Consider the following 26287-nt stretch of genomic DNA (forward strand, 5'->3'; position numbering starts at 1 on the left):
CGACGAGCGACGTGCGCCCCGTGAGGAGCGGCCCCGGCGTGCCTACGACGAGCGCCCAGGCCGCCCCGATGCGCCGGCCGCCGCCGCCGACTCTAACCAGGCCGGCAAGCGCAAGCGTGGCGAAGTAACCGGCGAAGCGCCCGATTACAAGAACCTGCGCCACTACGAGGAAGACAAAACCCGGGGCAACAAGCGCCGCCGCGAAGAGGAGGAGGAATCCGCCGAAGGCACGACGCGTCTCAACCGCTACATCGCCAACGCCGGCATCTGCTCGCGCCGCGACGCCGACGCGCTGATTGCCGCCGGCGAAATAAAGGTGAACGGGGAAGTAGTGACGGAAATGGGCTACCAGGTGCAGCCCTCCGACACGGTGCAGTATGGCAAAACCAACCTGAGCCGCGAAAAGCAGGTGTACCTGCTGCTCAACAAGCCCAAAGACTTCCTCACCACCACCGACGACCCCGAAGGCCGCCGCACGGTAATGGAGCTCATCAAGAGCGCCTCGAAGGAGCGCGTGTTCCCGGTAGGCCGCCTCGACCGCAATACCACCGGCCTGCTGCTGTTCACCAACGACGGCGAAGTGGCCCAGAAACTTTCGCACCCCTCGCACCGCAACAAGAAAATCTATCAGGTGGAGCTCGACAAGCCCCTGACGGAAGAAGACCTGCGCCAGATTGCGGCCGGCGTGGAGCTGGAAGACGGCAAGGCGGAGGTGGACGACGTGGCCGTGGTAGCCGGCAACCCCCACTTTGTGGGCGTGGAAATTCATATTGGCCGTAACCGCATCGTGCGCCGCATTTTCGAGCACCTGGGCTACGACGTGGTAGCGCTGGACCGGGTGCAGTATGCCGGCCTCACCAAGAAGGACCTGCCCCGCGGCAAGTGGCGCTTCCTCAACGAGAAGGAAGTTATCCGCCTCAAGTATTTCATGTAAGCAGGCAACCTTGGGGCTGTAAACCGGCTCCCGGGGTTGTCGACTGCTAGGAAGAACGTCATTCAGAGCGAAGCGAAGAATCTCGCTCGGGGCCGTGGCAACGACACACCAACGGCCCCGGGTGCGGTTCTTCGCTGCTCTGAATGACGTTCTTTCGGCTTCTGGCTACTTTTGACTTCCAGCTACTAGCTCCTCACTTCTCCCATTGCGCACGCTCGCTCTCGATATTGGCAATACGGCCGTGAAATACGGCTGCTTTGAGCGGGATGAGCTGCTGGAATGGGCCAGTGGCCAGACGCCGGCGCAGGTACGGGAAGCCGTGCTGCGCCTGCAGCCCGAGCACGTAGTGGTGGCATCGGTGGCCGAGCCAACGGCCGTTTGGGCCGCCGAGCTGCGGGCGCTGGTACTAGGCCGCGTGCTGGAGTTTGTGCCTGCCACCACGCCGCTGCCCCTCGCCAACGCCTACGCCACTCCCCACACCCTGGGGGCCGACCGGCTGGCGGCGGCCGTGGGGGCGGCCTGGCTGCTGCCGGGGCGTGATGTGGTGATTGTGGATGCTGGTACGGCCATCAAGTTTGATGTGGTGGAAGGTGGGCAGGTGTTCCGGGGCGGCAGCATTGCGCCGGGGCTGGCCATGCGGTTTAAGGCACTGCACGCGTTTACCGGTCGGCTGCCGCTGGTGGCCCCGCCGGTCAATGCTACCGATGAGGTAGCCCTGACCGGCACCGATACCGAAAGCGCCATTCGCAGCGGCGTATTGAACGGGGCTGCTGCCGAAGTGGCCGGCTTGCTGGCCGCCTACGCCGCCCGTTACCCCAAGCTGGCCGTGGTACTGGCCGGCGGCGACGCACCATTTTTTCGTGCCCGCCTGAAAGGACCTATCTTTGTTGTTCCGGAGCTGGTTTTAATTGGGCTCCACCGAATTTTAGTACATCATGTCGCAACTTAATTTTGCTGGTCTGGCCGGCGGTTTTTCGCTGCTGGGCCTGCTGGCTGCCACGCCGGGGGCGCTGGGCCAGGGTCAGGGCCTGGGCAACTCGCCTTATTCGCGCCTGGGGCTGGGCGACGCCAGCCAGAACCTGGGTGGCGTACGGCAAATGGGTATGGGCGGCACAGGCGTGGCGGCTCCGAACGGAACCAACGTCAACGAGCTGAACCCGGCGCTGCTGTATTACACCAACCGTACTACGTTTGAAGCCGGCTACACCGGTCAGTTCAAAACGCTGCGCAACAATGTAAGCAGCCAGCGCACCGGTACCGGCACGCTGGGCTATATAGCCCTGGCGGTTCCCATCAGCCGCAGCTGGGCCGGGGCCATTGGCCTCAAGCCCTACAGCACGGTCGACTACGAGTCGAAGACAGTGGATAATGGCGTGGCCAACGACCAGGATGCCCAACTGGAGCGCCAGTACAGAGGTGACGGTGGCTTGGCCGAGGCCTACATGAGTCACGCGGTGCGGGTGCGCAAAAACCTGGTGCTGGGCGTATCGGCGGCTTATGTGTTTGGCAGCATCAATCAGCAGGCCAGCACCCGCGTAGGCACCGCCACCCTGCCACTGGCGCTGGCCAGCCGCTCTATTTATGAGCAGCAGGTGCGCTACACCGATTTCGCCTTCCGCTCGGGGCTGCACTACCGCGGAAAGCTCAATGACAAGCTCAACTACAACGTGGGTGGGGTGTACAGCTTCCGTAGCAGCCTCAACGGCGACCGGAGCCGCAACATTCTGCGCGAGGATGCTGACGGGGCCCTGATTAATGCCACTGTGCTCAGTAGTGGCGAAAAAGGTAAAGCCCGGGTACCCGCTCTAACGCAGCTGGGCGTCAGTTTCGACAACAACCGCAACTGGAGCCTGAACCTTGACGGCAGCATGCAGCAATGGTCGCAGTTCCGGTCGTTCGGCCAGGAGGGCGGCCTGGCTAACATTGCCCTCAGCGACACCTACCGCGGGTCGGTGGGCGGCGAGTTTACGCCCGATCCCACGTCGGTCGACAACTATTTCAAGCGCATTACCTACCGTACCGGCCTGAGCGTGGCCCAGCTGCCGTACCGCCCCGGTGGTAACGTGCTGCTCGACCGGGCCGTGAGCTGGGGCTTTGCCCTGCCGCTGCCCTCGGCTTCGGCCCTCGATGCCACCACCGTCAGCCTGGGCTTCACCTATGGGCGGCGCGGCAACACTGATGTGCTCGTGCAGGCCGATGGCAGCAACGAGCGTAATGTGCAGGAAAGCTACATCCGGATGCAGCTGGGCGTGACGCTTAACAACCGCTGGTTCATCAAGCGCCGGATTGAGTAACCAGAACAAGCAGGCAGGAGAGTAAACAGCGGGGTGAGCGAGCAGCACACCGTCTTCTTTCAGCCCCGCACGCGCGTCTTCTGGCATCAAGGATGTGTTTTTAATCCCTGCTCCAACCACCAGATATGAAGTCAGGAAAATGGATGGCAGGGTGGCTACTGATGGGGCCGGTGCTGCTAAGCGCCGGCTGCCACAAAGCCGATGAGGCCCCAGCTAAAGTCATCGACTACCAGGGCCCCACCATCGAAACCCGCAACGTGCTCATGCTCGTCAGCGACTCGGCCCGGCTGCGCGTGCGCCTGACGGCCCCCCTGGAGCAGAGCTTTGAGTCGGGCGACCGGCTATACCCCGAGGGTGTGCAACTCACCTTTATGGACGAGGAGGGTAAAACGGTGGTGAATACTATCACTGGAAAGTACGGCCGCTACCAACGCAACCAAAGCCTGTACTCCATGCGCGGCGACGTGCGCGTGACCAACGTGCCGAAGCAGCAGCGTATGAACTCCGAGGAAGCCTTCTACGACCAGAATAAGGCCAGCATCTACACCAAGCCCGAAACCGAAATCAAGGTAACGACGCCCACCGAGGTGCTCACCGGCCGGGGCCTGACGGCCAACCAAGACTTTTCGCTTTACAAAATCCTGGACCCTACTGGCGTGTTTACCGTGCAGGAGTGTGCCCCGGTGGCTGCTCCCGCCACTCCACCCACTGATACCGCTCCGTAGCCATGAAACGATTCTGGGACCCTGGCATTAGCCAGACCATACTGCTGGTTGTCGGCGTGTTCACGTTCGTGGTGGCCTCCTACCGTACGCTGGCTACCGGCGGCCTCGACGGACTTTACGAAAACTACTGGCTGTATATGATAGCCTTTGGCTGCGTCATCTGGCTGCGGTATCGGCGCCAGCGCCAGAAGGAAGCCGACCTGCGGGCCGAAGATGCCCGGAAGGTCGAAATCAGGAAAGCAACCCGCAAACCCGGTAAAGCAGCCGGTAAGCCCAAGAAGCGGAAATAGCAGCCCGGGGCCCATTGCGCCCGGCCAGCGCATTGCCCTTTACCTATCTGACAGAGAATGTACCAAATGACCGGCATTTTTGGTTATTTTGCGCCTCATTCACCATTTTCTACCCGCGCTTTTTTTCAAGTTCATGGCATTAATTAATACAATCCGCGAAAAATCGGGCTGGGCAGTTGGCGCTATCGTCATCGGCCTGCTTCTGTTTATGGTGGGCGGCGACCTGTTTACGGGGCAGAACAGCTTCTTTGGCCGCTCCGACCGCTCGGTGGGTGAAATTGCGGGGCAGGAAATCGACTACGACGAATTCAATGCCACGCTGGAACAGGCCAAGCAGGCCTTCATTCAGCAGCAGGGCCGCCAGCCCGACGAGCAGGCCATGGGCTACCTGCGCGAGCAGGCCTGGAACCAGATGCTCTACCGCATTGCCTTCCAGAAGCAGTTCGAGAAGCTGGGCCTCACTGTTTCGGACGACGAAATTTATGAAATGGTGCAGGGCAACAACCCTAATAATCTGCACCCCAGCATCCGCCAGGCTTTCACCGACTCGACGGGCCAGTTTGACCGCGTGAAGTTGCAGAACTACCTGCGCAATCTCGATAAAGACCCCCAGGCTCAGGCCATTTTCACGAATTTTGAGCAGAACCTGCGCCCCGAGCGTCTGGGTCAGAAGTACACCAACATGCTCAAAATGAGTACATACGTGACTTCGGCCGAGGCCAAGCGCTTCAACGAGGGTCTGCAGGCGCAGATGAACCTGCGTTACCTGTTCGTGCCCTACTTCGCCCTCTCCGATTCGAGCGTGAAAGTAACCGATGAGCAGCTGCAGGCCTACATCGACAAAAACCAGGGCCGCTTCAAGGTAGAGGACGGCCGCAGCATCGAGTACGTATCCATTCCGGTTACGGCTTCGGTGGAAGACAGCACCGAAATCGGCAAAACGGTGAATGAGCTGGCTACTCAGTTCGCTGCCGCTCCCGCCGACTCGGTATTCGTAAAGCTCAACTCCGACAACCCCGTTGCCCCGGCCTACCTCACGGCTGCCGACATGCCCGAGAAGCTGCGCGCGCAACTGCCGCTGCAGGAAGGCAAAGTGTACGGCCCCTACACCGAGAACGGCACTTACTCGCTCTATAAGGTAACGGGCCAGAAAACCGGCGACCAGTCGGCCGCCCGCGCCAGCCACATCCTCATCAAGAGCGAAGGCACCACGCCCGAAGCGGATGCTGCCGCCAAGGCGAAGGCCACGGAGGTGCTCGGCAAAATTAAAGGCGGCGCCGATTTCGCCGCCATGGCCCGCCAGTACGGTTCGGACGGTACTACCGCCACCGGCGGCGACCTGGGCTGGTTCCAGCAGGGCCGCATGGTACCCGAGTTCGAGAAGGCCGTGTTCGGCGCTTCTTCGCTCGGCCTGCTACCCAACCTCGTGAAGACCTCGTTCGGCTACCACATCATCAAGGTAACGGCCGCGCCTACCAAGCAGACCTACCGCGTAGCCACCGTGCAGAAAAGCATTCAGCCCACCGAAGGCACCCGCGACGCGGCCTACAACAAGGCGCAGGAGCTGAAAGGCCGGTCGATCGACCTGGAGTCGTTCCGCAAGGCCGTAGCCGCCGATAAGAGCCTGCAGAAAGCCGAAGCCAAAAACCTGGGCCGCGGCGACCAAGCCGTAAACAACCTGCAGGATGCCCGGCCCCTGGTGCGCTGGGCCTACGGTGCCGACGACTCAGAAGGTGCCGGCGCCAAGAAGGTCGGCGACGTATCGCGCGTGTTCGAAATCGGCGATACTTACGTGGTGGCCGTGCTGACCGGCGAGCGGAGCAAGGGTACGGCCGACCTGGCCAGCATCAAGCCCGAAATCACCGCCTTAGTGCGCAACGAGTTGAAGGCTGAGCAAATCAAGCAGAAGCTGAGTGCCTCCAAAGGCACGCTCGAGCAGATGGCCCAGGCCTATGGCCCTGCCGCCCAGGTAAAAACCGCCGATAACGTGGTATTGGGTCAGGGTATGATTGCGGGTGTCGGCAGCGAGCCGACCGCCGTGGGTCGTGCTTTCGGCCTGAAAGCGGGTCAGAAGTCGGCCCCGATTGCCGGCGAGCAGGGCGTGTTTGTGGTAGAGCCCACCAGCATGCAGCCCGCACCTCCTACCACCGACGTAGCCGCCGCCCGCCAGCAGCTGACGACCCAGCGCGCGGCCCGTATCGACGGGCTCATCTTTGAAGCCCTCAAGCAGAACGCCGACGTAAAAGACAACCGCGCCAAATTCTTTTAAAGGCTTGCCCGGAGCTCAGGTCGACGCTTAAATGCAGCCCTCGTCCTGAACTTGCGAAGGACCTTACCACGCGAAAACGGCTCGTTTCTACGACCGGACTAACGGGGTAAGGTCCTTCTTTGGTTAGCGAAGTCTTATCTTGAGTAGGACCAATACAAAAAGGACCGTTCAATGCGGCGCGAAGCTCCAGCTTCGCGCCGCATTGAACGAATACAGATGGTGTGGCAGTCAGCAACGACCCGCGAAGCTGGAGCTTCGCGCTACATCTCCTACCTCCGGCACTTTCCGGCGGCTTCAACTCGTTAGCTCTGCATGAAAAACCCGTTGCGTGGAATGCGTGGAATAGTACGCGGCGCCGGCCTGCTGGCGCTGCTGGCAGTGGCCGCCCCGGCCGCTCAGGCCCAGGCCCCTCAGGACGGCAGCATTCAGCTGGCCCGCGAGTATGAGCGCAAGGGCGAGCACGAGAAGGCTGCCTACTTGTTCGGCCGCCTGCGCACCGACGAGCAGACGGCCCCCAACGTGCTACCCGACTACCTGGCCGCCCTACAAGGGCTGCGCCGCACCAAAGACGCTGAGAAGCTGGTGAAGCGCGCCATGAAGCAGCGCCCCCAAGATCAGACGCTGGGCGTTACGCTGGGCCTGGTAGCCGCCGACGCCGGCGACTCGACGGCCGCCGCCAAGCAATGGGAGCGGGTGGTACAGCTGCTCAGTTCCGAGCAGGTGGTGCCGGTGGCCGCCAGCTTTCAGCAGGCCAACCTACTCGCCTGGACTACCCGCACCTACCTGCGCGGGCGGCAGCTGGCCGGCAACGAAACCGAGTACGCGCCCCAGCTCATCGGCCTCTATACCCAGCAGGGCCAGACCGATAAAGTGCTGGTAGAAACCCTGCGCCTGGTGCGCGACGACGAGCAGCAATTGCCCTTCGTGCGCAATATGCTTCAGAACAATCTGCAGGACGAAGCCGCCTTTGCCACCCTCGAAAAGGAGCTGCTGACGCAGGTGCAGCGCAACCCCGACCGCGCCGTGTACAGCGAGCTGCTGCTGTGGCTGCAGGTGCAGCGCCGCGACTTTACCGGGGCCCTGGTGCAGGCCAAGGCCCTCGACCGGCGGGGCCACACCCAAGGCCGCCGGGTGCTGGAAGTGGCCGAAATTGCCCGCCGCAACAAAGACTACGAAAGCGCCATCGGTGGCTTCGAATACATCACCCGCGAGTACGTCGGCCAGCCATTCTATGCCCTGGCCCGCCAGCGCCTCGTGCAGACCCGTGAAGACCAGGTGCGCAACACGTATCCGGTAAACCAAACCCAGCTGCGGGGCCTGCTGAAAGAGTACGAGCAGGTGCTCACCGACCTGGGCCGCACGCCCGAAACGGCCCCCGTGCTGCGGAGCATGGCTGCGCTGCTGGCCTTCCAGCTTGGCGAGCAGGCGCCGGCCATGAAGCTGCTGGAGGAGGTAATTGCCCTGCCCCGCGTCAGCATCGACGTGGTAGATCAGGCTAAAATAGACCTGGCCGACATCTACCTGCTGCGGGCCGAGCCCTGGGAGGCCACGCTGCTGTATTCGCAGGTGGAAAAATCGCACAAGGACACGCCGCTGGGCTATGACGCCAAGCTGCGCAACGCCCGCCTCAGCTACTTCGCCGGCGACTTCAAGCTGGCCAAGTCGCACCTCGATATTCTCAAGCAGGCCACCACCCGCGAAATTGCCAACGATGCCATGCAGCTCAGCCTGCTCATCACCGACAATACGGCCCAAGACACGGCCGGCGTAGCCCTGCGCGACTATGCTGCCGTCGAGCAGCTCGTGTTCCAGAATAAGCTGCCCGAAGCCATGCGCGGCCTCGATGGATTACTGGTAAAATACCCTGGCCACGCCCTGCAGGATGAAGCCTGGTACCTGAAAGCCCAGCTGCTGCGCCGCACCAGCGACTACACCGGAGCCCTCACCACCCTGGAGCGCATCACCACCAACCCGAAATACGATGTGCTCAGCGACGACGCCCTTTTTCTGGCGGCCAGCATTCAGCAGGAAAACCTCCAGGAACGCGAGAAGGCCCAGCAACTCTACCAGCAGCTCATTACCAAGTACCCCGGCAGCATCTACGTGGCCGAGGCCCGCAAACGCTTCCGCCAGCTGCGTGGCGATGCGCTGTAAGACCACGAATCCGATAGAATTCGTGCTAATCTGTAGCCGTTTGGGTACTTTTGAAGAAGGCCTGTTTTCACGGACTGTTTGATACCTGCTTCAACGATGCTACAAAAACGATGGATTCGTAAGCCGGCGCCCGAGGCGGCGCAGGTAGCGCAGCTAACCCAGGCGCTGCGCGTGAACGAGGCCATTGTGCGGCTGCTGTGCCAGCGCGAAATCGGCACCTTTGAGCTGGCCCGCGCCTACTTCCGGCCCGATCTGGGCCAGCTCCACGACCCGCTGCTGATGCGCGACATGGACCGCGCCGTGGCCCGGCTCGTGCAGGCGCTGCACGGCGGCGAGCGGGTGCTGGTGTACGGCGACTACGACGTGGACGGCACGACCTCGGTGGCGCTGGTGTACAGCTACCTGCGCCGCCTCTTCGGTCCCGGGCGCATCGACTACTATATTCCCGACCGTTACAAAGAGGGTTACGGTGTGTCGGAGGCGGGTATTGATTTCGCCAAGGCCGAGGGTTTCCAGCTCATCATTGCCCTCGACTGCGGGGTGAAATCGGTGGACAAGGTGGCCTACGCCAACGAGCGGGGCGTGGACTTCATCATCTGCGACCACCACCTGCCGGGAGCCGAGCTGCCGGCTGCCGTGGCCGTGCTCGACCCCAAGCGCGCCGACTGCGACTACCCGTTCAAGGAGCTGTGCGGCTGCGGCGTGGGCTTCAAGCTGATGCAGGCTTTCACCGAACACCAGGGCCTGCCCGAAGACGACCTCTATGAGCTGCTGGACCTGGTAGCCGTGAGCATTGCCGCCGACATCGTGCCCATCTACGGCGAGAACCGCACGCTGGCCTTCCACGGCCTGCGCCTGCTGAACGACCGCGCCCGCGCCCAGCGGCCGGGCTTCGAGGCCCTACGCGAGCTGGCCGGCCTGCGCGAAACCGAGTTGAACATCACCAGCCTGGTATTCGGCTTCTCGCCCCGCATCAACGCCGCCGGCCGCATGGGCGACGCCAAGCGCGCCGTGGCCATGCTATTAGCCGATAGCGCCGAGCAGGCCAAGGAAAAGGCCGGCGTAGTCGACAAAACCAACCAGGAGCGCCGGGGCGTCGATACCAGCATTACGAAGGAAGCGCTGGCCATGATTGACGATGACGACGTGCTCCGGGAAGCCAGCAGCACCGTGCTCTTCAAGCCCGACTGGCACAAGGGCGTGGTGGGCATCGTGGCCTCGCGCTGCATCGATAAGTACTACCGGCCCACCGTTATCCTCACCGAAAGCAACGGTAAGGCCACTGGCTCGGCCCGCTCGGTGGTGGGCTTCGATGTGCACCAGGCCATTGAGGAATGCGCCGAGCTGCTCGACCAGTTCGGGGGCCACATGTACGCCGCGGGCCTCACGCTGCCGCTCGAAAACGTGGCTGCTTTCCAGCAGAAGTTCGAGCGCATTGTGGCTGACCGCATCCTTCCTGAGCAGCTCATTCCGCCCGTCAATATCGACTGCACGATTGCGCTACGCGACATTACGACCTCGTTCTACAAGCTGCTGAGCCAGATGGAGCCCTTCGGCCCCGGTAACGCCAACCCGGTTTTTGCCTCCGAGAACGTAACCGCCGCCCCTGATTCGGCGCGCATCGTGGGCAACTCCCACCTCAAAATTGCCCTCACTCAAGACGGCGGCCGCCACCGCCTTGAAGCCATTGGCTTCGGCATGGGCGACCATTTTGAGCGCATCCGCCAGGGCGAGCCATTCAGCGTCTGCTACAACGTGGAAATCAACGAGTACCGCGGCGTGAAATCGTTGCAGCTCAAGCTGAAGGATATTCGCTGGGAGGAGTAGGGGAGAGGGCAGAGCAAAACCGTTTGTCATCCTGAGCATGTTGCGCTTTGAGCAAGGACGAAGGACCTGCAGAGAGGACATTACCTCCGATATAGGTCCTTCGTCCTTGCTCAAAGCGCAACATGCTCAGGATGACAAACAAATTCACCGCCGTACCCACCATACCCAGGCGATAAGCACCAGCTGTAGCGGCAGGCGCAACCAGAGGGCCCATTCGGGCACGGCCAAGCATGGGCCGTGGCTTTGCAGCATGTACACGTTGGCCGGAAACACGGCGACAAGTAGTGCCATGAGGCCCCAGGCGGCCCAGCGGCGGGTAGCGGGTACCAATAGGCCCAGCGCCCCGGCTATTTCGGCGGCGCCGCTGAGCTGCACCAGCAGCAGCGGGTTGGGCAAGTAGGGTGGCACAATGCGCAGGAACCCATCGGGCCGCAGAAAGTGCATGAGTCCAGCGGTGAGGAAAAACAGGGCCAGCAACAGGCGGCCGGTTTCTTTTAGATTCATAAGCAAGAGCGTGTTTCACGCAGTGTCTCGGGGGGGATGACGCAGTGGTTCGGGGTGGTCGTTCACTGCGAAACACTGCGTCATCCACCCCGAGACACTGCGTGAAATCAATCAAAGGCAAACATACACTACGTACCTTCGTGAGGGCGTTAGCCTGCTATTCTACTCGCACGTATTGCATGAAATTTCTTCCGCTGGCCCTCGGGCTGAATCTGGCGGCGGCCGTGGGGGCCCTGGCCCAGCAGCCCGCCGGCTACCGTGTAAATCTCGATTTCGCCCGCGTGGTCAACGACCGGGTGAAAGTGGTCATTCAGACGCCCGTTATTCAGGAGGAGCAGGCTACCTACGTGATGCCCGCGGTGGTACCCGGCTCGTACTCCAAGAAGGACTACGGCCGCTTTATAACGAGTTTTAAGGCCTTCGATAAGAATGGCAAGGCCCTGAAGGTGAAAAACGACGGACCTAACCTGTTCGTCATCAGCAACGCCCGCCAGCTGGCCCGCCTCGAATACCTGGTGGATGACACCTGGGATGCCAAGCAGGACGACCAGTTCATCTTCCAGCCCGGCGGCACCAACATCGACGCCGGCCGCAACTTCACGCTCAACCACTACGGTTTCTACGGCTACTTCGAAGGCCACAAGCTACAGCCCTATGAGGTAACCGTTGAGAAGCCGGCCGACCTGTACGGCGCCACCGCGCTGCCTGTGCGCCGCGAGTCGCCGACCCTCGACGTGCTCACGGCTCCCGACTACGTGACGCTGGCTGACGGCCCTGTGCTCTATGCCCGCCCCGATACGGCCAGCTTCAGCACTGGCGGGGCCCGTATTTCGGTGGCCGTGCTATCGGAAACCGGGGCCGTGAAGGCGGCCGACATCAGCCGGATGCTGCGGCCTATGTCGGAGGCGCTGACCAAGTATTTTGGCAGGATGCCGGTGCCGCGCTACCAGTTTCTGTTCTACTTCCCCAGCCTCGATTCGCCGCTCAGCAGCGAGAAGGGCGGCTACGGCGCCATGGAGCACAGCTACTCCTCGCTCTACTTTCTGCCCGAAATACCCGACCCGGCCCGGCTGCAGAGCATGGTGCTGGAGGTAGCCTCGCACGAGTTTCTGCACATGCTGGCCCCGCTCAACATCCACTCGCGCGAAATCGGCGACTTCGACTTCCGGAGCCCCAAAATGTCGCAGCACCTGTGGCTGTATGAGGGCGTAACCGAGTACGTGGCCCAGCAGGTGCAGGTGCAGGCCGGTCTGATTTCGCCGGCCGAGTTTCAGGCGCGCATGAAGGGCAAAATCGACAAGGCTGACACCTACGCCAACGTGTCGTTTACCGACATGAGCCGCCGGATTCTGGAGCCGCCTTACCAGGACATGTATGAAAACGTGTACAATAAAGGCGCGCTGCTGGGCTTGCTGCTCGATATCCGGCTGCGGGAGCTGAGCCAGGGCCGCCAGACCCTGCGCGACGTGCTACTGGCCCTGCGCGAGAAGTACGGCCCCACCCGCTCGTTCGACGACGACGCCCTCATCCCCGAAATCGTGGCCCTCACCAACCCCGAAATCGGCACCTTCTTCCGCCGCTACGTGCAGGGGGCCGAGCCGCTGCCGCTGGCCGAGTATTTCGGCAAGATGGGCTGGACCTACCAACCCACAGCCCAAACGCGCATTAAGGCCTTTGGCAAGCTCGGTTTTGCCTACGACCAGAGCCTGGACCAGTTCCGGGCCGCCCAAACTCAGGCCGACCAGAACGCCTTTGGCCTGGCCGAGGGCGACGTAATCGTGGCCGTGGACGGTAAGGCGCTGACTATGCAGAACGCTGAGCAGCTTCTGCGGCCCTTGGTGGAGCCCGCCACGGCCGCCGCCGTGCGCCTCAAGTTCCGGCAGGGCAAAGGCCCGGTGCAGGAACGCGAAGCCGTGCCCCGCGAATTCGAGGTGGAGGTGAAAAACCTGGTCGAAACCGTACCGACGGCCACACCGGCCCAGCAGCAGCTCCAGAACGCACTGCTGAAAGGGTAGGGGAGGATGTCAAACCAACCAAAACGGCGTCATGCTGAGCGAAGCGAAGCATCTCTACCGCAATGGTAAATTCAAATAACAGCGTTAGCCTTGCAGTAGAGATGCTTCGACTCCGCTCCGCTGCGCTCAGCATGACGTTCATTTACCAACATTTCCCTCTTCATGGTTCTTCGCGCTGAACACCTGGTAAAGAAGTACAAGGCCCGTACTGTTGTCAACGACATGAGCCTGCACGTGGAGCAGGGCGAGATTGTGGGGCTGCTCGGGCCGAATGGGGCGGGCAAAACCACCTCGTTCTACATGACGGTGGGCATGGTGAAGCCGAACTCGGGCAAGGTGTTTCTCGACGACCGCGACATCACCAAGCTGCCCATTTATCAGCGCGCCCGTCTCGGCATCGGCTACCTGGCCCAGGAGGCCTCCGTCTTCCGCGACCTGACGGTGGAAGAAAACGTGCTGTCGGTACTCCAGATGACGGATATGACCAAGCAGGCCCAGCGCGACAAGGTGGAGGAGCTGCTCAACGAGTTCAGCCTGACCCACGTGCGCAAAAACCTGGGTCGGGTACTGAGCGGCGGCGAGCGGCGGCGCACCGAAATTGCCCGCGCCCTGGCCGTCGACCCCAAGTTTGTGCTGCTCGACGAGCCCTTTGCCGGCGTCGACCCGATTGCGGTGGAGGAAATCCAGGGTATCGTGTCCAAGCTCAAGCACAAGAACATCGGTATTCTCATCACCGACCACAACGTGCAAGAAACCCTGAGCATCGTCGACCGCGCTTACCTGCTGTTCGAAGGCAAGCTGCTGAAAGCCGGCACTGCCGAAGAGCTGGCCGCCGATGAAATGGTGCGCCGCGTATACCTGGGCAAGCATTTCGAGCTGAAGCGGAAGGTTTGATTGGCCGAACGTCATTCAGAGCGAAGCGAAGAATCTCGCGTGCAGTCGTTGGATGACAACCGGACAACGACAACACGCGAGATTCTTCGCTCCGCTCTGAATGACGTTCTTTACTGACCGCTGATTACTATTAACTAAGCTCTATCAACTAAGCACAAAGCTCTACACAATGATTGGCACCGTTCTGACCTGGGCCGTGCAGCGCCGGCTGGCCAGCATCGAGCATTTCCGTCGCCACCCGCACGAGGTGCAGCAGCAGCTGCGCCAGGAACTGCTGCGCACGGCCCGCGGTACCGACTGGGGCCGCCGCTACGGCTACGCTGATGTGCCTTCGGCCCGCGAGTTTGCCCAGCGGGTGCCCGTGAGCAGCTACGAGGAACTGTACCCGCAGCTGGAGCGGGTGTTGCTGGGCGAGTCCGACGTGCTCTGGCCCGGTCGGGTACAGTGGTTTGCCAAGAGCAGCGGCACTACCAACGCCCGCAGCAAGTACATCCCCATGACGCGCGAGTCTCTGCACGAGGGTCACTACCGCGCCGGCCGCGACATGACGGCCCTGGCCACCTTACATTACCCCGACCATGATTTTCTGAGCGGTAAAACCCTGTCGTTGGGCGGTACCCACGGCCCCAACCCGCTCCGTCCTGCTGCTTCCGATTCGCGGGCCGGTGACGTGTCGGCCGTGATTATGCAGAACCTGCCCGCCTGGGCCGAGTTCATCCGTACCCCGCCGCTGGAGCTGGCCTTGCTGGATGAGTGGGAGGAGAAGATTGAGCGCATTGCCCGCCACGTACTAACGGCCGATGTGCGGGTGCTGGCTGGTGTGCCCACTTGGATAATCGTGCTATTGCGCCGGGTGCGGGAGCTGGCCGGCACCGACGATTTGCACGCTGTCTGGCCCCGGTTGGGTTTGTTTCTGCACGGCGCAGTGGCTTTCGGGCCCTATCGTGAGCTGTTTCGCCAGCTCATTCCCAGCTCTAAAATGCACTACCTCGAAGTCTACAACGCTTCCGAGGGCTACCTGGCCCTGCAGGATGAACCCGACTCCGAAGACCTGCTGCTGCTGCTCAACCACGGCATCTACTACGAATTTCTGCCACAGAGCCAGTGGGAGGAGCCTGAGCCCCAGGCCATCGGGCTGGAGGAGGTGGAGCTGGGCCGCACCTACGCGCTGCTCATCAGTACCAATGCTGGCCTGTGGCGCTACAAAATCGGCGACACGGTGCGTTTCACCAGCCTGGCGCCCTACCGCATCCGCATCTGCGGGCGCACCAAGCACTTCCTCAATGCCTTTGGCGAAGAAGTGGTGATTGAGCACGCCGACGCTGCCCTGGCCGCCGCCTGCCGGGCCACCAACACCACCGTCGGCGACTACACGGCCGCCCCCATCTACTTCGCCGAGGGGCCGGGCAACTCGCGCGGCAGCCACCAGTGGCTCATCGAGTTCACCCGCCCGCCCGCCGACTGCGCCCACTTCACAGCCGTGCTCGACGATACGCTGCGCCAGCTCAACTCCGACTACGACGCCAAGCGCCACCGCGACCTGGCCCTCACGCCGCCCACGCTCACGGTGGCCCCGGCCGGTACCTTTGGGCGCTGGCTGGCCAGCCGGGGCAAGCTCGGTGGCCAGCACAAAGTGCCCCGGCTAAGCAATTCACGGGAGTTACTCGACGAAATCCTTTTACAACTAAATAATTAGTTGTAACTACCGGCAGGATTATTTTCCTCCTGCTATGCGTCTTACTTCCTTGCTGTGCTGGCAGCTGCTGAGCATGACCTTTATTGCGCTCAGCGGCTGCGCCCGGGCACCTATTGGCTTCTGGTCACGCAACCGTTTCAACCAGCAGGAGCTGCGGCATGGTCCTTGGCGCGTCTATCTCGATGCGCAACAGCAGCACCTGCTCAATAAGGGCCGCTACCGGCATGGCCGCGAGGTAGGACGCTGGCGCTACTTCGGCGCTACCGGCCTACCCGAACGCACCGAGCGTTTCCATCGTCGCCCCGCCGGCCTTATTACGCTGGCCGTGTACCATCCTAACGGACAGGTAGCCAAGCGGGGTAAGGCCCGCTACCTGTCTACGGCCGCCACCGAACGGTTTTTCTGGTTTGGCGAGTGGCGCTGCTACGATGAAGCGGGCCTCCCGTTACCGTCGGAATTCTATGTGAATGGCATCCGAACCGGCGTGCCACTGGTGCCACCCGGCCCCTGAACTGAGGTACACACTGGCAGAATAGGATATTGCGCCGGTACATGCTACGTCTGCCGCCGGACCGGGAAATCTGTTAGCGCACTGTAGTACGTAAGTTAGGGTCCGCTGCCGCTGATTGGTCTGGGAATTTTGAGGTGGCCAGCTTTGCATTATAAGCGGATAAAAACATATATTTCGTTTCGTCCTGACCTGAATCCCAACCTAAATTCCCACGTATGTCCACTGCTACTATTCCTACTGCTTCTTCCTCAAGCCGGCGGCGGCGGCGTACCAGCGGCTATGTCCGTCTGGAAGCGGAGAAGAAGGCCCAGACCCGCGCCAAACACGTTACTGCCGGTTTTCTGGGCGTAATCGTGGCGGCATTACTGGTGAGCCTTGGTATTATTGCGTTCAGTATGGCGGGCTGATTTGGTCTCCGCAAGGACTGTAGAAAGTCGTTTAAATCAGCCAAAAAAACAGGGCCGGGACGCAATGCATTGCGTCCCAGCCCTGTTGCTGCCCGGAAAATAATCAGCAGCGGGCGTCGGGTTCTATTCGTTGAACAGGCCGCCGAGCAGGCCACCGCTTTCTTTGCTGGCATTGCCACCAGCCGGGGCCAGGGCCTGAATAAGCTTCTTCACGGGCATCGATTGCAGCCATACCCGGCCGGTACCGCGAAGCGTAGCCAGCATCAATCCCTCACCCCCAAAAATCATGGATTTGAGGCCGCCGGCGCGAGCAATGCTGAAGTCGATGCCCGGCTCGAAGGCCACTACGCAACCCGTATCAACGCGCAGCAGCTCGTTGTTGAGGCGCTTCTCGATGATGGTCCCGCCGGCGTGCACGAAGGCCTTGCCGTCGCCGGTTATCTTCTGCAGAATAAAGCCTTCACCCCCAAAAAAGCCCGCGCCCAGCTTGGAGTTGAGATGCAGGCTGATTTTGGTGCCCCGGGCGGCGGCCAGAAAGCCGTCCTTCTGCACAATAAGGCCCTGGGGCAAGTCCCGTAAATCGAGCGCGATGATGGTGCCGGGGTAGGGGGCCGAGAAGGCCACCTGGGCCTTGCCCGAACCACCGCGGTGGGTGAAGTGCGTCATGAACAACGACTCGCCCGTGAGCAGCCGCGTGCCGGCCGAAAACAACTTGCCCATCAGGCCCTGGTTTACTTCCGAGCCGTCGCCCATCTTGGTTTCGAAGGCAATAGCTTCGCTCATGTACACCATGGCCCCAGCTTCGGCAATTACCGTCTCGTTGGGGTCAAGCTCTACTTCGAGCACCTGAATGTCGTTGCCGAGGATTTTGTAGTCGATTTCGTGAGACTGCATAGGGCGTTGAGTGTGTGGCGGAAAGAAGCTCAAGTATAGCGAAAGATGAATAAACGGCGAGTCTACTCGTCCTCTTCCTCGGTTACCTCGTCCTCATCTACTTCCTTGCCCTTCGCGTCGGCTTTGGGCTTTTTGCTCTTGGCCTCGGTGCTGCTGCGGCGTACAAAATCCTCCTCCGACTCCTCCACTTCTTCGATTGGTAGGTCGTCTTCCTCCTCCTTCTCGCCGAAAGCCCCGTCGCGGTTTACCAGTTTCTTGTCGCGCACGTGGCGGTTGAGGAACGTATTGATGTCCTCGATGGAGTAGTTGGAGGTGATTTCACCCAGCGGGTTCACCTTGATTTCGAAGCCTTCCAGCTCCTTATGCACCCGGGCTTTCTTTTCGGGCTCTTCACTTTTACTTTTCGACTTGGCGGGTTTCTTGGCCATGATGCGGGGCGCTGGAGGTACAACAGATGTGCGCCGGCCCAAAGCCCGCGCCCTGTAGGTACGCAGCCCCGCATACGAAGGATATGGCCGCGGCTAATAGCTAAAAGCCCGCCCGACGATTTGTCGGGCGGGCTTTTAGCTATTAGCAAACCGGAGATGCTGAGTGGCTGGGCCATAAGCAAACGCCCCACGTACTTGATAGCAGAACGAAAGCTAACAGCTAGTTATAGGGCCGCTACAGCCGCCTGAATCCGCTCGGCGGTTTCCTGCGGGCCCAGAATGTGCATGATGTGCATCAGGTCGGGGCCGGCGGCGGCCCCGGTTACGGCCACGCGCAAGCTCTGCAGCACCTGCCCGATTTTCAGGCCCTGGCCTTCCACTACCTGCGTCAGCAGCGCCTTAATCTCGTCGGGCGAAGCGGCAGCGGCAGCGGGCAGTTGGGTGGCAAATTCGGCCAGCGCGGCGGCTACCGGCGCGTTCCACTTTTTGCTGATAACCTGCTCGTCGTAGCTAGTGGGCCGCTCGAAAAACAGCTGCGCCTCCTTGGCCAAATCGGCCGGGAAGGTGGCGCGCTCCTTCACTAGGGCGGCAATCTGAGTGGCTTTGTCGGCCGACACTTCACGGCCCTGCTGCTGCAGGTCGTCGATGAGGTACTGAGCCAGCTCGGCGTCGGGTTTGGCGCGCAGGTACTGCTCGTTGTACCAGCGCACCTTGTTCTGGTCGAAGCGGGCCGGCGACTTGCTCACGCGCTCAATCGAGAAGTTCTCAATCAGCTCGTCCATGGTAAACAGCTCCTGGGGCGTGCCGGGATTCCAGCCCAGAAAGGCCAGGAAGTTGATGAACGCCTCGGGCAGGTAGCCCGCCTCGCGGTAGCCGCTGCTCACGGTGGGCTGGCCCTCGGCGTCGGTGCCGTGGAATTCGAGCGGGAACACCGGAAAACCGAGCTTGTCGCCGTCGCGCTTGCTGAGCTTGCCGGTGCCGTCGGGCTTGAGCAGCAGCGGCAGGTGGGCGAACTGCGGCATGGTGCTTTCCCAACCCAAATAACGGTACAGCAGCACGTGCAGTGGCGCCGAGGGCAGCCACTCCTCACCCCGGATAACGTGCGTGATTTCCATCAGATGGTCATCCACGATGTTGGCCAGGTGGTAGGTCGGCATGCCGTCGGACTTCATCAGCACCTTGTCATCAATGGCCGATGAATGCACCACCACCCAGCCCCGAATCAGGTCCTGGAAGCGCACTTCCTCCTTGCGGGGCACTTTCAGGCGGATAACGTAGGGCGTGCCGGCGGCCAGCAGCTGCTCGGTTTCTTCGGCCGGCAGCGTGAGCGAGTTGCGCATCTGGGCCCGCGTGATGCTGTTGTACTGCGGGTTGGGCACCTTGGCGGCCGTCAGGCGCGCACGCATGGCATCCAGGTCCTCGGGCGTATCGAAGGCGTAATAGGCGAAACCATCCTTGATGAGCTGGTCGGCGTACTGGCGGTACATGGGCTTCCGCTCGCTCTGGCGGTACGGCGCGTGGGGTCCGCCCTGCTCAATGCCCTCGTCAATTTCGATGCCGCACCAGTGCAGCGCGTCCATAATGTACTGCTCGGCGCCGGGCACAAAGCGGTTCTGGTCGGTGTCTTCGATGCGTAATAGCATCTTACCGCCCAGCTTACGGGCTAGCAGGTAGTTGTAAAGCGCAGTGCGCACGCCGCCGATATGCAGCGGTCCGGTGGGGCTGGGCGCAAAACGCACCCGTACTTCTCTTTCCATACGTTCGTTGCGCGGCTTTATTCAGGTTGAGAAACCGCGCCGCAAAGGTACGAAAGGTGAGATGGAGAAATGATGAAAGAACTGTCATTCCGACATTCCGCGCATCAATTGGAGAGAGGAATCCGGGTAAATTCGTTGAGCGGAATCGTTTGCTAACGTTAATCCTGACTCCTGCTTCGTCGGAATGACAGGCGCTTGCACCTCACTCCACTACCAACCCAAACTTCGTCAGCAGCCCCGGTAGGCTTTCGAGGGCGAAGCGGGCGCCTTTTACTTCGTTGAGCGCGGGGTCGAGCTGGAGTTGGCGGGCAGTGCGGAAGTCGGCGCCGGCCAGCTTCGTGTTCTCGAACACGGCGTCTGGCAGGTCGCAGTTGGCAAATACGGCGTTGGTTAGGTTGGTGCGGGCGAAATCGACTTCCCGTAGCGAGCAGCCTTCGAAGCGGGTATTGGCCATCAGTTTTCCTCCGAAAACGGCGTAGTCGAGCAGGCAGCGGTCGAAATGCACCCCAAACAGAAGGTCGCGGCAGGCGTTGAACTGCAGGCCCAGCAGCTTACAGCCATCGAACGCCACGTTTTGCAAACTGGTGCTGGCCAGCGAGGCCCCGGCCAGATTACAGTTCTCAAATCGGCAGTCGGTGAACCGCCGGCCAGTCAAATCAGCCTGGCTTAAATCGAAACCGATAAAATGAAACTGCTCGAACTCGCGCTGGCCCACCAGCGCCGGGGGCAGGGCCCGGTTGAGCACGTTTTCGGTTGGAAAGTAGTCGGGCCGGGTTAGGGCTTTGGCTGGCTTGCGGGTACTGGGTCGGCGCATTATTCGCGGTTTCGGAAACCCAGCCACAGGCCCAACCCCAGCAGCACCGCGCCGCCCTTGATGGCCCAGGCTACCGTTGGGCCCCAGATGTAAATCCAATCAAGAAGCGGAAACCGGAAGTTGGCCGGCAGCAGCAAAGGCGCCACCATAGCCACCAGCCCCGCACAGAATAAAAAGATGCCCAGCTCGCGCATAAGGTAAAGAAGGAAGGTAGACGCCTCTCTGTTGGATGGTAAAGTAGCAGGTAGCCTGTGGCGCGGGCGTCCGGAGCGCATCGGTTCCCCCCCCGTATGTCAAGTTCCGCTGTGAAATCCGCGACACACAGGGTTCTTACCCCTCCACGGCCACGCACGAAATTTCTACCTGCACGTCTTTAGGCAGGCGGCTAACTTCCACGGTTTCGCGGGCGGGCGCATAATCGGCATCGAAGTAGCTGCCGTAGATGTCGTTGATAAGGCCAAAGTTGCCGAGGTCCTGCACAAAAATGCTGCACTTCACGATGTGGCGCATCGAGAGGCCGGCTGCCGTCAGCACGGCCTGCAGGTTGCGCATTACCTGGTGCGTTTCGGCCGCTACATCACCGCCGCCTACGAGCTGGCCGGTAGCCGGGTCGAGGGCAATCTGACCTGAAACGTACACGGTGCCGCCGGCCCGGATGGCCTGGCTATAGGGACCGATTGGAGCGGGGGCTTGGGGCGAAAAAATGACGGTGTGGGCCATGGGGAGGGCGGAGAACAGGGTGGGTAAACGAAAGAACTATCTTTGGGCTAAAGTAAGCCGAAAATCTATGCATCTGTTTATTGTGGGCGGCGAAACCGTCGAAACCGAGCTGCGCCGCAAGTTTGGCGAGGCTCACCAGTACGACTTCTGCCCCGCCACCGCCCCCGCTCTGTCCGCCCGGCTTGCTGCTGCCGACGTGCTCTTCGACCTGCGCAGCTGGCCCGAGCTGCACTACGAGCAGCCCCGCCAGCCCCTGTTCTACGACACCACCGCCCGCAGCCTGGCCCAGCTTTTCCACGACGAAGAGCCGCCCTTCGGCCCCGTATTCGGCCTCTGCGCCCTGCCCACGCTCCTCGACCGGCCGCTGCTGGAAGTTACACTGCTCGACGCTGCCACGGCCCCTGCGCTGGCCACCCTCTGCACCAGCCTGGGCACCGATTACCGCCTCGTGGCCGACCGCGTGGGCCTGGTAACGCCGCGCATCGTATGCATGATTATCAATGAGGCCTGCTACACGCTACAGGAGGGCACGGCTTCGGTGCAGGATATCGACCTGGGCATGAAGCTGGGCACCAACTACCCGCACGGACCCTTCGAGTGGGCCAACGCCATGGGTGTGCAAAGGGTGTACGAAACGCTGGAAGCCCTGTATCAGGATACCCACGAGGAGCGCTACAAAGTCTGCCCGTTACTGAAAACTATGTACCTGCGCGGCGAATCGTTTGCGCTGTAGGTCGAAAACCATACTTCGTTCTGAACGCAAATTGCCGCTCCGGAAGCTTCCGGAGCGGCAATTTTTACAATTTATCTGGTTAAACGAAAGCTAATAGCTCAAACCGTTACTCCACCGTTACCGATTTGGCCAGGTTGCGGGGCTGATCGACATCGCAGCCGCGCAGCACGGCAATGTGGTAAGAGAGCAACTGCAGCGGAACCACCGAAACAAGCGGCATTAGCACCTCGCTGGTAGCCGGTACTTCAATCGTGAATTCGGCCATGGCCGGAATTATGGTGTCGCCTTCAGTTACTACGGCAATAATGCGGCCTTTGCGGGCTTTCACCTCCTGGATGTTGCTCACCACCTTCTCGTATGAGCTATCCTTGGTAGCAATTACCACCACCGGCATGTTCTCATCGATGAGTGCGATAGGGCCGTGCTTCATCTCGGCGGCGGGGTAGCCCTCGGCGTGGATGTAGCTGATTTCTTTGAGCTTAAGGGCGCCTTCGAGGGCCACCGGGAAATTGTAGCCCCGGCCCAGGTACAGGAAGTTGGTAGCATCCTTGAAGATTTCCGCAATCTGCATAATCTCGGTGTTGAGCTCCAAGGCCTTTTCTACTTTGGCCGGAATGGTTTCTAACTCCACCATCAACTCGCGCAGGCGGGTATCGGTAAGCGTGCCGCGCTTATGGCCCACAATCATGGCCAACAGCGTGAGCACTGTTACCTGGGCCGTAAAGGCTTTGGTCGAGGCCACACCAATTTCGGGGCCGGCGTGGGTGTAAGCGCCGCGTCGGTGGCGCGGGCGATGCTCGAGCCCACCACGTTGCAGATGCCGAAAATGGTAGCGCCGCGGCTCTTGGCCAGCTCCAGAGCGGCCAGCGTGTCGGCCGTTTCACCGCTCTGCGAAATGGCAATTACGATGTCGCGCTCCGTAATAACAGGGTTGCGGTAGCGGAACTCGGAGGCATACTCCACTTCCACCGGTACCCGGGCCAGATCTTCGAGCAGGTACTCGGCCACCAGACCCGCGTGCCACGACGTGCCGCAGGCCACAATCAGGATGCGGTCGGCATTCACAAACTTGCGCTCGTAGGCCCGCACGCCACCCATGTTCAGGTGGCCGGCTTCCAGTTCCAGACGGCCGCGCATTGAATCGAGGATGGAGCGAGGCTGCTCGAAAATCTCCTTCAGCATGAAGTGCTCGTAGCCACCCTTCTCAATGCGGTCCAGCTCCAGTTCCAGCTTCTGAATGTACGGTGTCTGCTTCACATCCTCGCGGCTGCGCAGGTCCATCTCGCCATCTTTGATAACGACCAGCTCGTAGTCGTTCACATATACCACGTCGCTCGTGTACTCGATGATGGGCGTAGCGTCGGAGGCTAGGAAAAACTCGTTCTCCCCAATGCCCACGACTAGCGGCGAGCCTTTACGGGCGGCAATCAGCTGGCCGGGGTTGTCCTTGCTCAGTACTACAATAGCGTAAGCACCTACTACCTCGTGCAGGGCTAGGCGCACCGCCTGCTCCAGCGAACATTGGTTTTTCTTCTGAATCTCTTCAATCAGATTCACGAATACCTCCGTATCGGTGTCCGAGTGAAATACGTGGCCCTGCTGCTGCAAATGCTCCTTAAGAGCGGCGTAGTTCTCAATGATGCCGTTATGGATAATGGCAATTCGTTCCGACGTGGAGTAGTGCGGGTGGGCATTCGCGTCGTTCGGCTCGCCGTGGGTGGCCCAGCGGGTATGGCCCATACCGATATTGGCGAGCGTGTCCTTCTCGGCAATGAATTTCTCCAGCTCGGCTACTTTGCCCTTTTTCTTATATACGCTCAACTCACCGTTGTTCAGCAGCGCCACGCCTGCCGAATCGTATCCCCGGTATTCGAGCCGGTGCAATCCTTTGAGAATAATAGGGCAGGCCTCACGGTAGCCGATGTAAGCAACAATTCCGCACATAGTAGTCGACGGGTTCAGAGCCGGAGCTCGAAGAGAAAAAAAGTATAGGACAAAAGTAGGGCGACACTGGCAAAGGCCGTGCCGCCCTCAGGCCGATTAAAGGCCGCTGCTCCTCCTTACTGAAGCTTGGAGTAGTATACGCGTAGCCGGATGTTATTGGCATCGAGCTGAGCTCGGTTCAGGTTCAGATTGGCTACTGCACCGCTTTGCTGCGGCAGCAGCAGGCCTTCGCCGTTGCGCAGGGCCGGTGAGAGCAACAGACCCGAAGGGCTAACTTCACCCGCATTGAAGCGGTTCTGCAGGAGGGCCTGTAAGTACTGCGTGATACCAACTGAGTAGAACTGGGTGGGATTCTGCCCGAATGGGATTGAGACGGAAGCTGGATAGCCTACTCCGGTGGAAGACGGCAGGATGAGCGACCCATTAGGCAACTTAACCGGCTCTTCCTGCTGCACGAGGCGGTCAACCGTCGAGGCCCCATTCAGGCGCGTCAGAATTTGGTTGTCCTGGTTTACCTCGTAGAGATAAAGCGAAGAAGGATACGGGAAGAGGCCGTTGCTGAGCTGCCGGACCGGAATAAGTAGTTCGGCCCGGTTGATGACCAGCGTCGGTTTGTCGCGCAATGCTTCCAGGCCTTCAAACTCCAGGCGAGTACTCAATCCTACCCCCTCCTGCACATACGTCAGGCCATTGGTGGCGCTGGAGGGCAGCGAGTTCTGAGGCGTCAGGCCGGCCAGCGGGCTTCCGGCTAAATCAGTTGTGAGCTGCGTGAAGTAACGTCCGTCTGTAAAAGAACCACTTAGTGGCACAATATTGGCCAAATAGATGGAATACGTGCGCTTCTTACCCTCCGTACCGGTCCGGAAATAGAAGGTAACCACATTAACCGTCCGGGTAGAGGCCCGTGGAATGCTGATTACATTGCCCACATGGCTTTCGGAGGGCCGTAGCAGCACGCCCTTCCATAGCCCGTCGAGCGTGCTCTGGTTGAAGGCGGAGTTCGACGTCATGGCCGCAAACACCGAATTGACCAGCGGCGCGGCGCTACTCGATTTAAGTAGCGGAATCCGGATGGTGCGCTGGGGCGAAGCCACGCTGATAACATCGGGAGAGTTGCTGGCCGGCAACTGCACAATGTTGTCGCGATTGAGCACCGCTGTGAAATTGCTCACCAGTGGGTTGCCCGTTGCCACCGCAGTGGTCGAGTTATACACCGTTCGGGCGTCGAGCGGCTGCTGCAGTGGCAGTACATCGAGGCGTAGTGGCTGAACCGCAGAGCCGTACACCTGATCGAAAGCCAGACTGAACACCGCCGAATCGAGGCGGGGGTTGACAAACTTGGCCGGCAGCGAATCGAGCGGTGAAAGGCCCGGTAGCACCAGTAGATTGAGGGCGCCGCGGCCGTGGTAGTGCCCACGAACGAGTCGCGCACGCGGCCTACCAGCACGCTGTTCGCTTTCACGGTCTGGACCACCGGTTGGCGCACCGTAGACGCCTTAAGCGGCAAATCAAGATAAGTTGCGGAGATGGGCGACGTGCCGGGCAGTTCAAGACCCAAGTCGTTGGCTTTTTCGCAGCTGCTGGTCAGGGCCAGCAGGGTAATTCCGAGCAGAGTAACCGACGAAAGTCGGCCGGCGCTAGTTGGCCAGTTCATTATAGAGCGCGTAGTAAGAGGTCAGCAGGTCGTCATCGGCGGCTACCTGGTCAATTTGCTTCTTGGTCGAATACTCGGTGAACAGCGCCTCCATGTTTTCGCTGAAATCCTCGTCGGATTTCACGACCTTGTCGGCATACTGCATACCCGTTTTGATGAAGCCGCCAAAGTCAGCCGTCTTCAAAGAAGCCAGCATATCGTCGTCGATATCAAGCATCTTGGCTTTTTCGATAATGTCGGCGTCGAATTTGAAATCGAATTCGTTGCTGTAAATCGTGAAGACCGATTTGGCATCCTTGAAAATCGGGTCCTTCTTGTAGGTCGTTTTCAGGTACATCGGAATCAGGCCCGTCATCCAGTCGTTGCAATGCACGATATCGGGCGCCCAGCCAAGTTTCTTTACAGTTTCAAGTACTCCTTTGCAGAAGAAGATAGCCCGCTCATCGTTATCCGAGTGAAACTTGTCGTTCTTATCGACCAGTACCGACTTGCGGTGGAAATAATCCTCATTGTCGATAAAATATACCTGTAGCTTGGCATTAGGGATAGAAGCCACTTTAATAATGAGCGGCTTTTCGTCTTCGCCCACGGCAATGTTGATGCCCGAAAGGCGTACTACCTCGTGCAACCGGTTCTTACGCTCATTGATAATGCCAAAACGGGGCACAAAAATGCGGATTTCCATCCCCATTTCCTGCATTCCCTGCGGCAGACGCCGCAAAAACTCCGCTACCTTGGTGGTCTGCAGAAACGGGTCGATTTCCGTGGCAGCATAGAGTATTTTCAACTTGGACATAAAGGGTCAGTTGGCGTTATTAGAGGA

Annotated in this window: 23 protein-coding genes and 1 pseudogene; 14 read left to right on the top strand and 10 right to left on the bottom strand. The window is 60.6% G+C overall.

Annotated elements, in window-relative coordinates:
* From D0N36_RS16360 to recJ, 8 genes are all read left to right on the top strand, one after another.
* The coding region (locus D0N36_RS16360; protein ID WP_242478964.1) for a pseudouridine synthase at positions 1-934 on the top strand (934 nt) is incomplete at its 5' end.
* 205 nt (positions 935-1139) lie between these two features.
* Positions 1140-1883, top strand: coding sequence for a type III pantothenate kinase (locus tag D0N36_RS16365; RefSeq protein ID WP_116942909.1), 744 nt, complete (start codon positions 1140-1142; stop codon positions 1881-1883).
* Positions 1870-3228 (top strand): porin family protein, encoded by a 1359-nt coding sequence (locus D0N36_RS16370; protein WP_116942910.1) that lies wholly within the window; start codon positions 1870-1872, stop codon positions 3226-3228. Before D0N36_RS16365 ends, D0N36_RS16370 begins: the two co-directional genes overlap by 14 nt.
* Before the next feature lie 125 nt (positions 3229-3353).
* On the top strand, positions 3354-3953 hold the full coding sequence (gene lptC / locus D0N36_RS16375; RefSeq protein ID WP_116942911.1) for an LPS export ABC transporter periplasmic protein LptC: 600 nt from the start codon (positions 3354-3356) through the stop codon (positions 3951-3953).
* Positions 3954-3955: 2 nt separating this feature from the next.
* Positions 3956-4243: a hypothetical protein gene (locus D0N36_RS16380; RefSeq protein WP_116942912.1), complete on the top strand. Its 288-nt coding sequence runs from the start codon at positions 3956-3958 to the stop codon at positions 4241-4243.
* Between the two features lie 133 nt (positions 4244-4376).
* A complete protein-coding gene (locus D0N36_RS16385) occupies positions 4377-6512 on the top strand; it encodes a peptidylprolyl isomerase (RefSeq protein ID WP_242478965.1) in 2136 nt (711 codons plus the stop codon).
* Between the two features lie 312 nt (positions 6513-6824).
* Complete coding sequence (locus D0N36_RS16390) at positions 6825-8666, top strand: tetratricopeptide repeat protein (RefSeq protein ID WP_242478966.1); 1842 nt, start codon at positions 6825-6827, stop codon at positions 8664-8666.
* A 96-nt stretch (positions 8667-8762) separates the two neighbouring features.
* Entirely contained in the window at positions 8763-10493 is a 1731-nt protein-coding gene (recJ, locus tag D0N36_RS16395; RefSeq protein ID WP_116942913.1) for a single-stranded-DNA-specific exonuclease RecJ, read from the top strand.
* 144 nt (positions 10494-10637) lie between these two features.
* On the opposite strand, the gene D0N36_RS16400 is transcribed toward recJ, so the two are convergent.
* On the bottom strand, positions 10638-10997 hold the full coding sequence (locus tag D0N36_RS16400; protein ID WP_116942914.1) for a DoxX family protein: 360 nt from the start codon (positions 10995-10997) through the stop codon (positions 10638-10640).
* 179 nt (positions 10998-11176) lie between these two features.
* Here D0N36_RS16400 and D0N36_RS16405 point away from each other — a divergent pair, with 179 nt between their 5' ends.
* From D0N36_RS16405 to D0N36_RS16425, 5 genes are all read left to right on the top strand, one after another.
* Positions 11177-13012, top strand: coding sequence for a M61 family metallopeptidase (locus tag D0N36_RS16405; RefSeq protein ID WP_116942915.1), 1836 nt, complete (start codon positions 11177-11179; stop codon positions 13010-13012).
* Positions 13013-13174: 162 nt separating this feature from the next.
* Positions 13175-13906 (top strand): LPS export ABC transporter ATP-binding protein, encoded by a 732-nt coding sequence (gene lptB, locus D0N36_RS16410; protein WP_116942916.1) that lies wholly within the window; start codon positions 13175-13177, stop codon positions 13904-13906.
* 169 nt (positions 13907-14075) lie between these two features.
* Positions 14076-15602: a GH3 auxin-responsive promoter family protein gene (locus D0N36_RS16415; protein ID WP_116942917.1), complete on the top strand. Its 1527-nt coding sequence runs from the start codon at positions 14076-14078 to the stop codon at positions 15600-15602.
* A 34-nt stretch (positions 15603-15636) separates the two neighbouring features.
* On the top strand, positions 15637-16113 hold the full coding sequence (locus D0N36_RS16420; RefSeq protein WP_147320948.1) for a toxin-antitoxin system YwqK family antitoxin: 477 nt from the start codon (positions 15637-15639) through the stop codon (positions 16111-16113).
* Between the two features lie 215 nt (positions 16114-16328).
* The gene (locus tag D0N36_RS16425) at positions 16329-16520 is read left to right on the top strand and encodes a hypothetical protein (RefSeq protein ID WP_147320949.1); all 192 of its coding nucleotides are present in this window, start codon (positions 16329-16331) and stop codon (positions 16518-16520) included.
* 123 nt (positions 16521-16643) lie between these two features.
* Here D0N36_RS16425 and D0N36_RS16430 read toward each other — a convergent pair whose 3' ends face one another.
* From D0N36_RS16430 to D0N36_RS16455, 6 genes are all read right to left on the bottom strand, one after another.
* Entirely contained in the window at positions 16644-17414 is a 771-nt protein-coding gene (locus D0N36_RS16430; RefSeq protein ID WP_116942919.1) for a TIGR00266 family protein, read from the bottom strand.
* A gap of 62 nt (positions 17415-17476) precedes the next feature.
* On the bottom strand, positions 17477-17842 hold the full coding sequence (locus D0N36_RS16435) for a hypothetical protein (protein WP_116942920.1): 366 nt from the start codon (positions 17840-17842) through the stop codon (positions 17477-17479).
* Positions 17843-18066: 224 nt separating this feature from the next.
* A complete protein-coding gene (gltX, locus tag D0N36_RS16440) occupies positions 18067-19599 on the bottom strand; it encodes a glutamate--tRNA ligase (protein ID WP_116942921.1) in 1533 nt (510 codons plus the stop codon).
* 202 nt (positions 19600-19801) lie between these two features.
* Entirely contained in the window at positions 19802-20413 is a 612-nt protein-coding gene (locus D0N36_RS16445; RefSeq protein WP_116942922.1) for a pentapeptide repeat-containing protein, read from the bottom strand.
* The gene (locus tag D0N36_RS16450) at positions 20413-20607 is read right to left on the bottom strand and encodes a hypothetical protein (protein ID WP_116942923.1); all 195 of its coding nucleotides are present in this window, start codon (positions 20605-20607) and stop codon (positions 20413-20415) included. Before D0N36_RS16450 ends, D0N36_RS16445 begins: the two co-directional genes overlap by 1 nt.
* Before the next feature lie 136 nt (positions 20608-20743).
* Positions 20744-21133 (bottom strand): RidA family protein, encoded by a 390-nt coding sequence (locus D0N36_RS16455; RefSeq protein ID WP_116942924.1) that lies wholly within the window; start codon positions 21131-21133, stop codon positions 20744-20746.
* A gap of 67 nt (positions 21134-21200) precedes the next feature.
* Here D0N36_RS16455 and D0N36_RS16460 point away from each other — a divergent pair, with 67 nt between their 5' ends.
* Positions 21201-21866, top strand: coding sequence for a 3-hydroxyacyl-CoA dehydrogenase family protein (locus D0N36_RS16460; protein WP_116942925.1), 666 nt, complete (start codon positions 21201-21203; stop codon positions 21864-21866).
* A 106-nt stretch (positions 21867-21972) separates the two neighbouring features.
* Here the strand turns inward: D0N36_RS16460 and glmS are convergent.
* The 3 genes and pseudogenes from glmS to D0N36_RS16475 all read right to left on the bottom strand — a co-directional run bounded on the left by glmS (position 21973) and on the right by D0N36_RS16475 (position 26260).
* A pseudogene (gene glmS / locus D0N36_RS16465) lies at positions 21973-23810 on the bottom strand (glutamine--fructose-6-phosphate transaminase (isomerizing)).
* Between the two features lie 116 nt (positions 23811-23926).
* Positions 23927-25189, bottom strand: a complete 1263-nt coding sequence (locus D0N36_RS16470) for a DUF4270 family protein (protein ID WP_190242726.1) — start codon at positions 25187-25189, stop codon at positions 23927-23929.
* A 258-nt stretch (positions 25190-25447) separates the two neighbouring features.
* Entirely contained in the window at positions 25448-26260 is an 813-nt protein-coding gene (locus D0N36_RS16475; protein ID WP_092773934.1) for a glycogen/starch synthase, read from the bottom strand.
* Positions 26261-26287: the final 27 nt, after the last annotated feature.

This window comes from Hymenobacter lapidiphilus, assembly GCF_003417065.2.
Lineage (GTDB): Bacteria > Bacteroidota > Bacteroidia > Cytophagales > Hymenobacteraceae > Hymenobacter.

Coding starts and splice junctions, on each gene's coding strand:
- D0N36_RS16385 (WP_242478965.1), top strand. CDS start 4,377: ATGGCATTAATTAATACAATCCGCGAAAAATCGGGCTGGGCAGTTGGC.
- D0N36_RS16420 (WP_147320948.1), top strand. CDS start 15,637: ATGCGTCTTACTTCCTTGCTGTGCTGGCAGCTGCTGAGCATGACCTTT.
- D0N36_RS16460 (WP_116942925.1), top strand. CDS start 21,201: ATGCATCTGTTTATTGTGGGCGGCGAAACCGTCGAAACCGAGCTGCGC.
- D0N36_RS16450 (WP_116942923.1), bottom strand. CDS start 20,607: ATGCGCGAGCTGGGCATCTTTTTATTCTGTGCGGGGCTGGTGGCTATG.
- D0N36_RS16425 (WP_147320949.1), top strand. CDS start 16,329: ATGTCCACTGCTACTATTCCTACTGCTTCTTCCTCAAGCCGGCGGCGG.
- D0N36_RS16380 (WP_116942912.1), top strand. CDS start 3,956: ATGAAACGATTCTGGGACCCTGGCATTAGCCAGACCATACTGCTGGTT.
- D0N36_RS16455 (WP_116942924.1), bottom strand. CDS start 21,133: ATGGCCCACACCGTCATTTTTTCGCCCCAAGCCCCCGCTCCAATCGGT.
- D0N36_RS16400 (WP_116942914.1), bottom strand. CDS start 10,997: ATGAATCTAAAAGAAACCGGCCGCCTGTTGCTGGCCCTGTTTTTCCTC.
- recJ (WP_116942913.1), top strand. CDS start 8,763: ATGCTACAAAAACGATGGATTCGTAAGCCGGCGCCCGAGGCGGCGCAG.
- D0N36_RS16430 (WP_116942919.1), bottom strand. CDS start 17,414: ATGCAGTCTCACGAAATCGACTACAAAATCCTCGGCAACGACATTCAG.
- D0N36_RS16445 (WP_116942922.1), bottom strand. CDS start 20,413: ATGCGCCGACCCAGTACCCGCAAGCCAGCCAAAGCCCTAACCCGGCCC.
- lptC (WP_116942911.1), top strand. CDS start 3,354: ATGAAGTCAGGAAAATGGATGGCAGGGTGGCTACTGATGGGGCCGGTG.
- lptB (WP_116942916.1), top strand. CDS start 13,175: ATGGTTCTTCGCGCTGAACACCTGGTAAAGAAGTACAAGGCCCGTACT.
- D0N36_RS16415 (WP_116942917.1), top strand. CDS start 14,076: ATGATTGGCACCGTTCTGACCTGGGCCGTGCAGCGCCGGCTGGCCAGC.
- D0N36_RS16405 (WP_116942915.1), top strand. CDS start 11,177: ATGAAATTTCTTCCGCTGGCCCTCGGGCTGAATCTGGCGGCGGCCGTG.
- D0N36_RS16390 (WP_242478966.1), top strand. CDS start 6,825: ATGAAAAACCCGTTGCGTGGAATGCGTGGAATAGTACGCGGCGCCGGC.
- D0N36_RS16435 (WP_116942920.1), bottom strand. CDS start 17,842: ATGGCCAAGAAACCCGCCAAGTCGAAAAGTAAAAGTGAAGAGCCCGAA.
- D0N36_RS16475 (WP_092773934.1), bottom strand. CDS start 26,260: ATGTCCAAGTTGAAAATACTCTATGCTGCCACGGAAATCGACCCGTTT.
- gltX (WP_116942921.1), bottom strand. CDS start 19,599: ATGGAAAGAGAAGTACGGGTGCGTTTTGCGCCCAGCCCCACCGGACCG.
- D0N36_RS16370 (WP_116942910.1), top strand. CDS start 1,870: ATGTCGCAACTTAATTTTGCTGGTCTGGCCGGCGGTTTTTCGCTGCTG.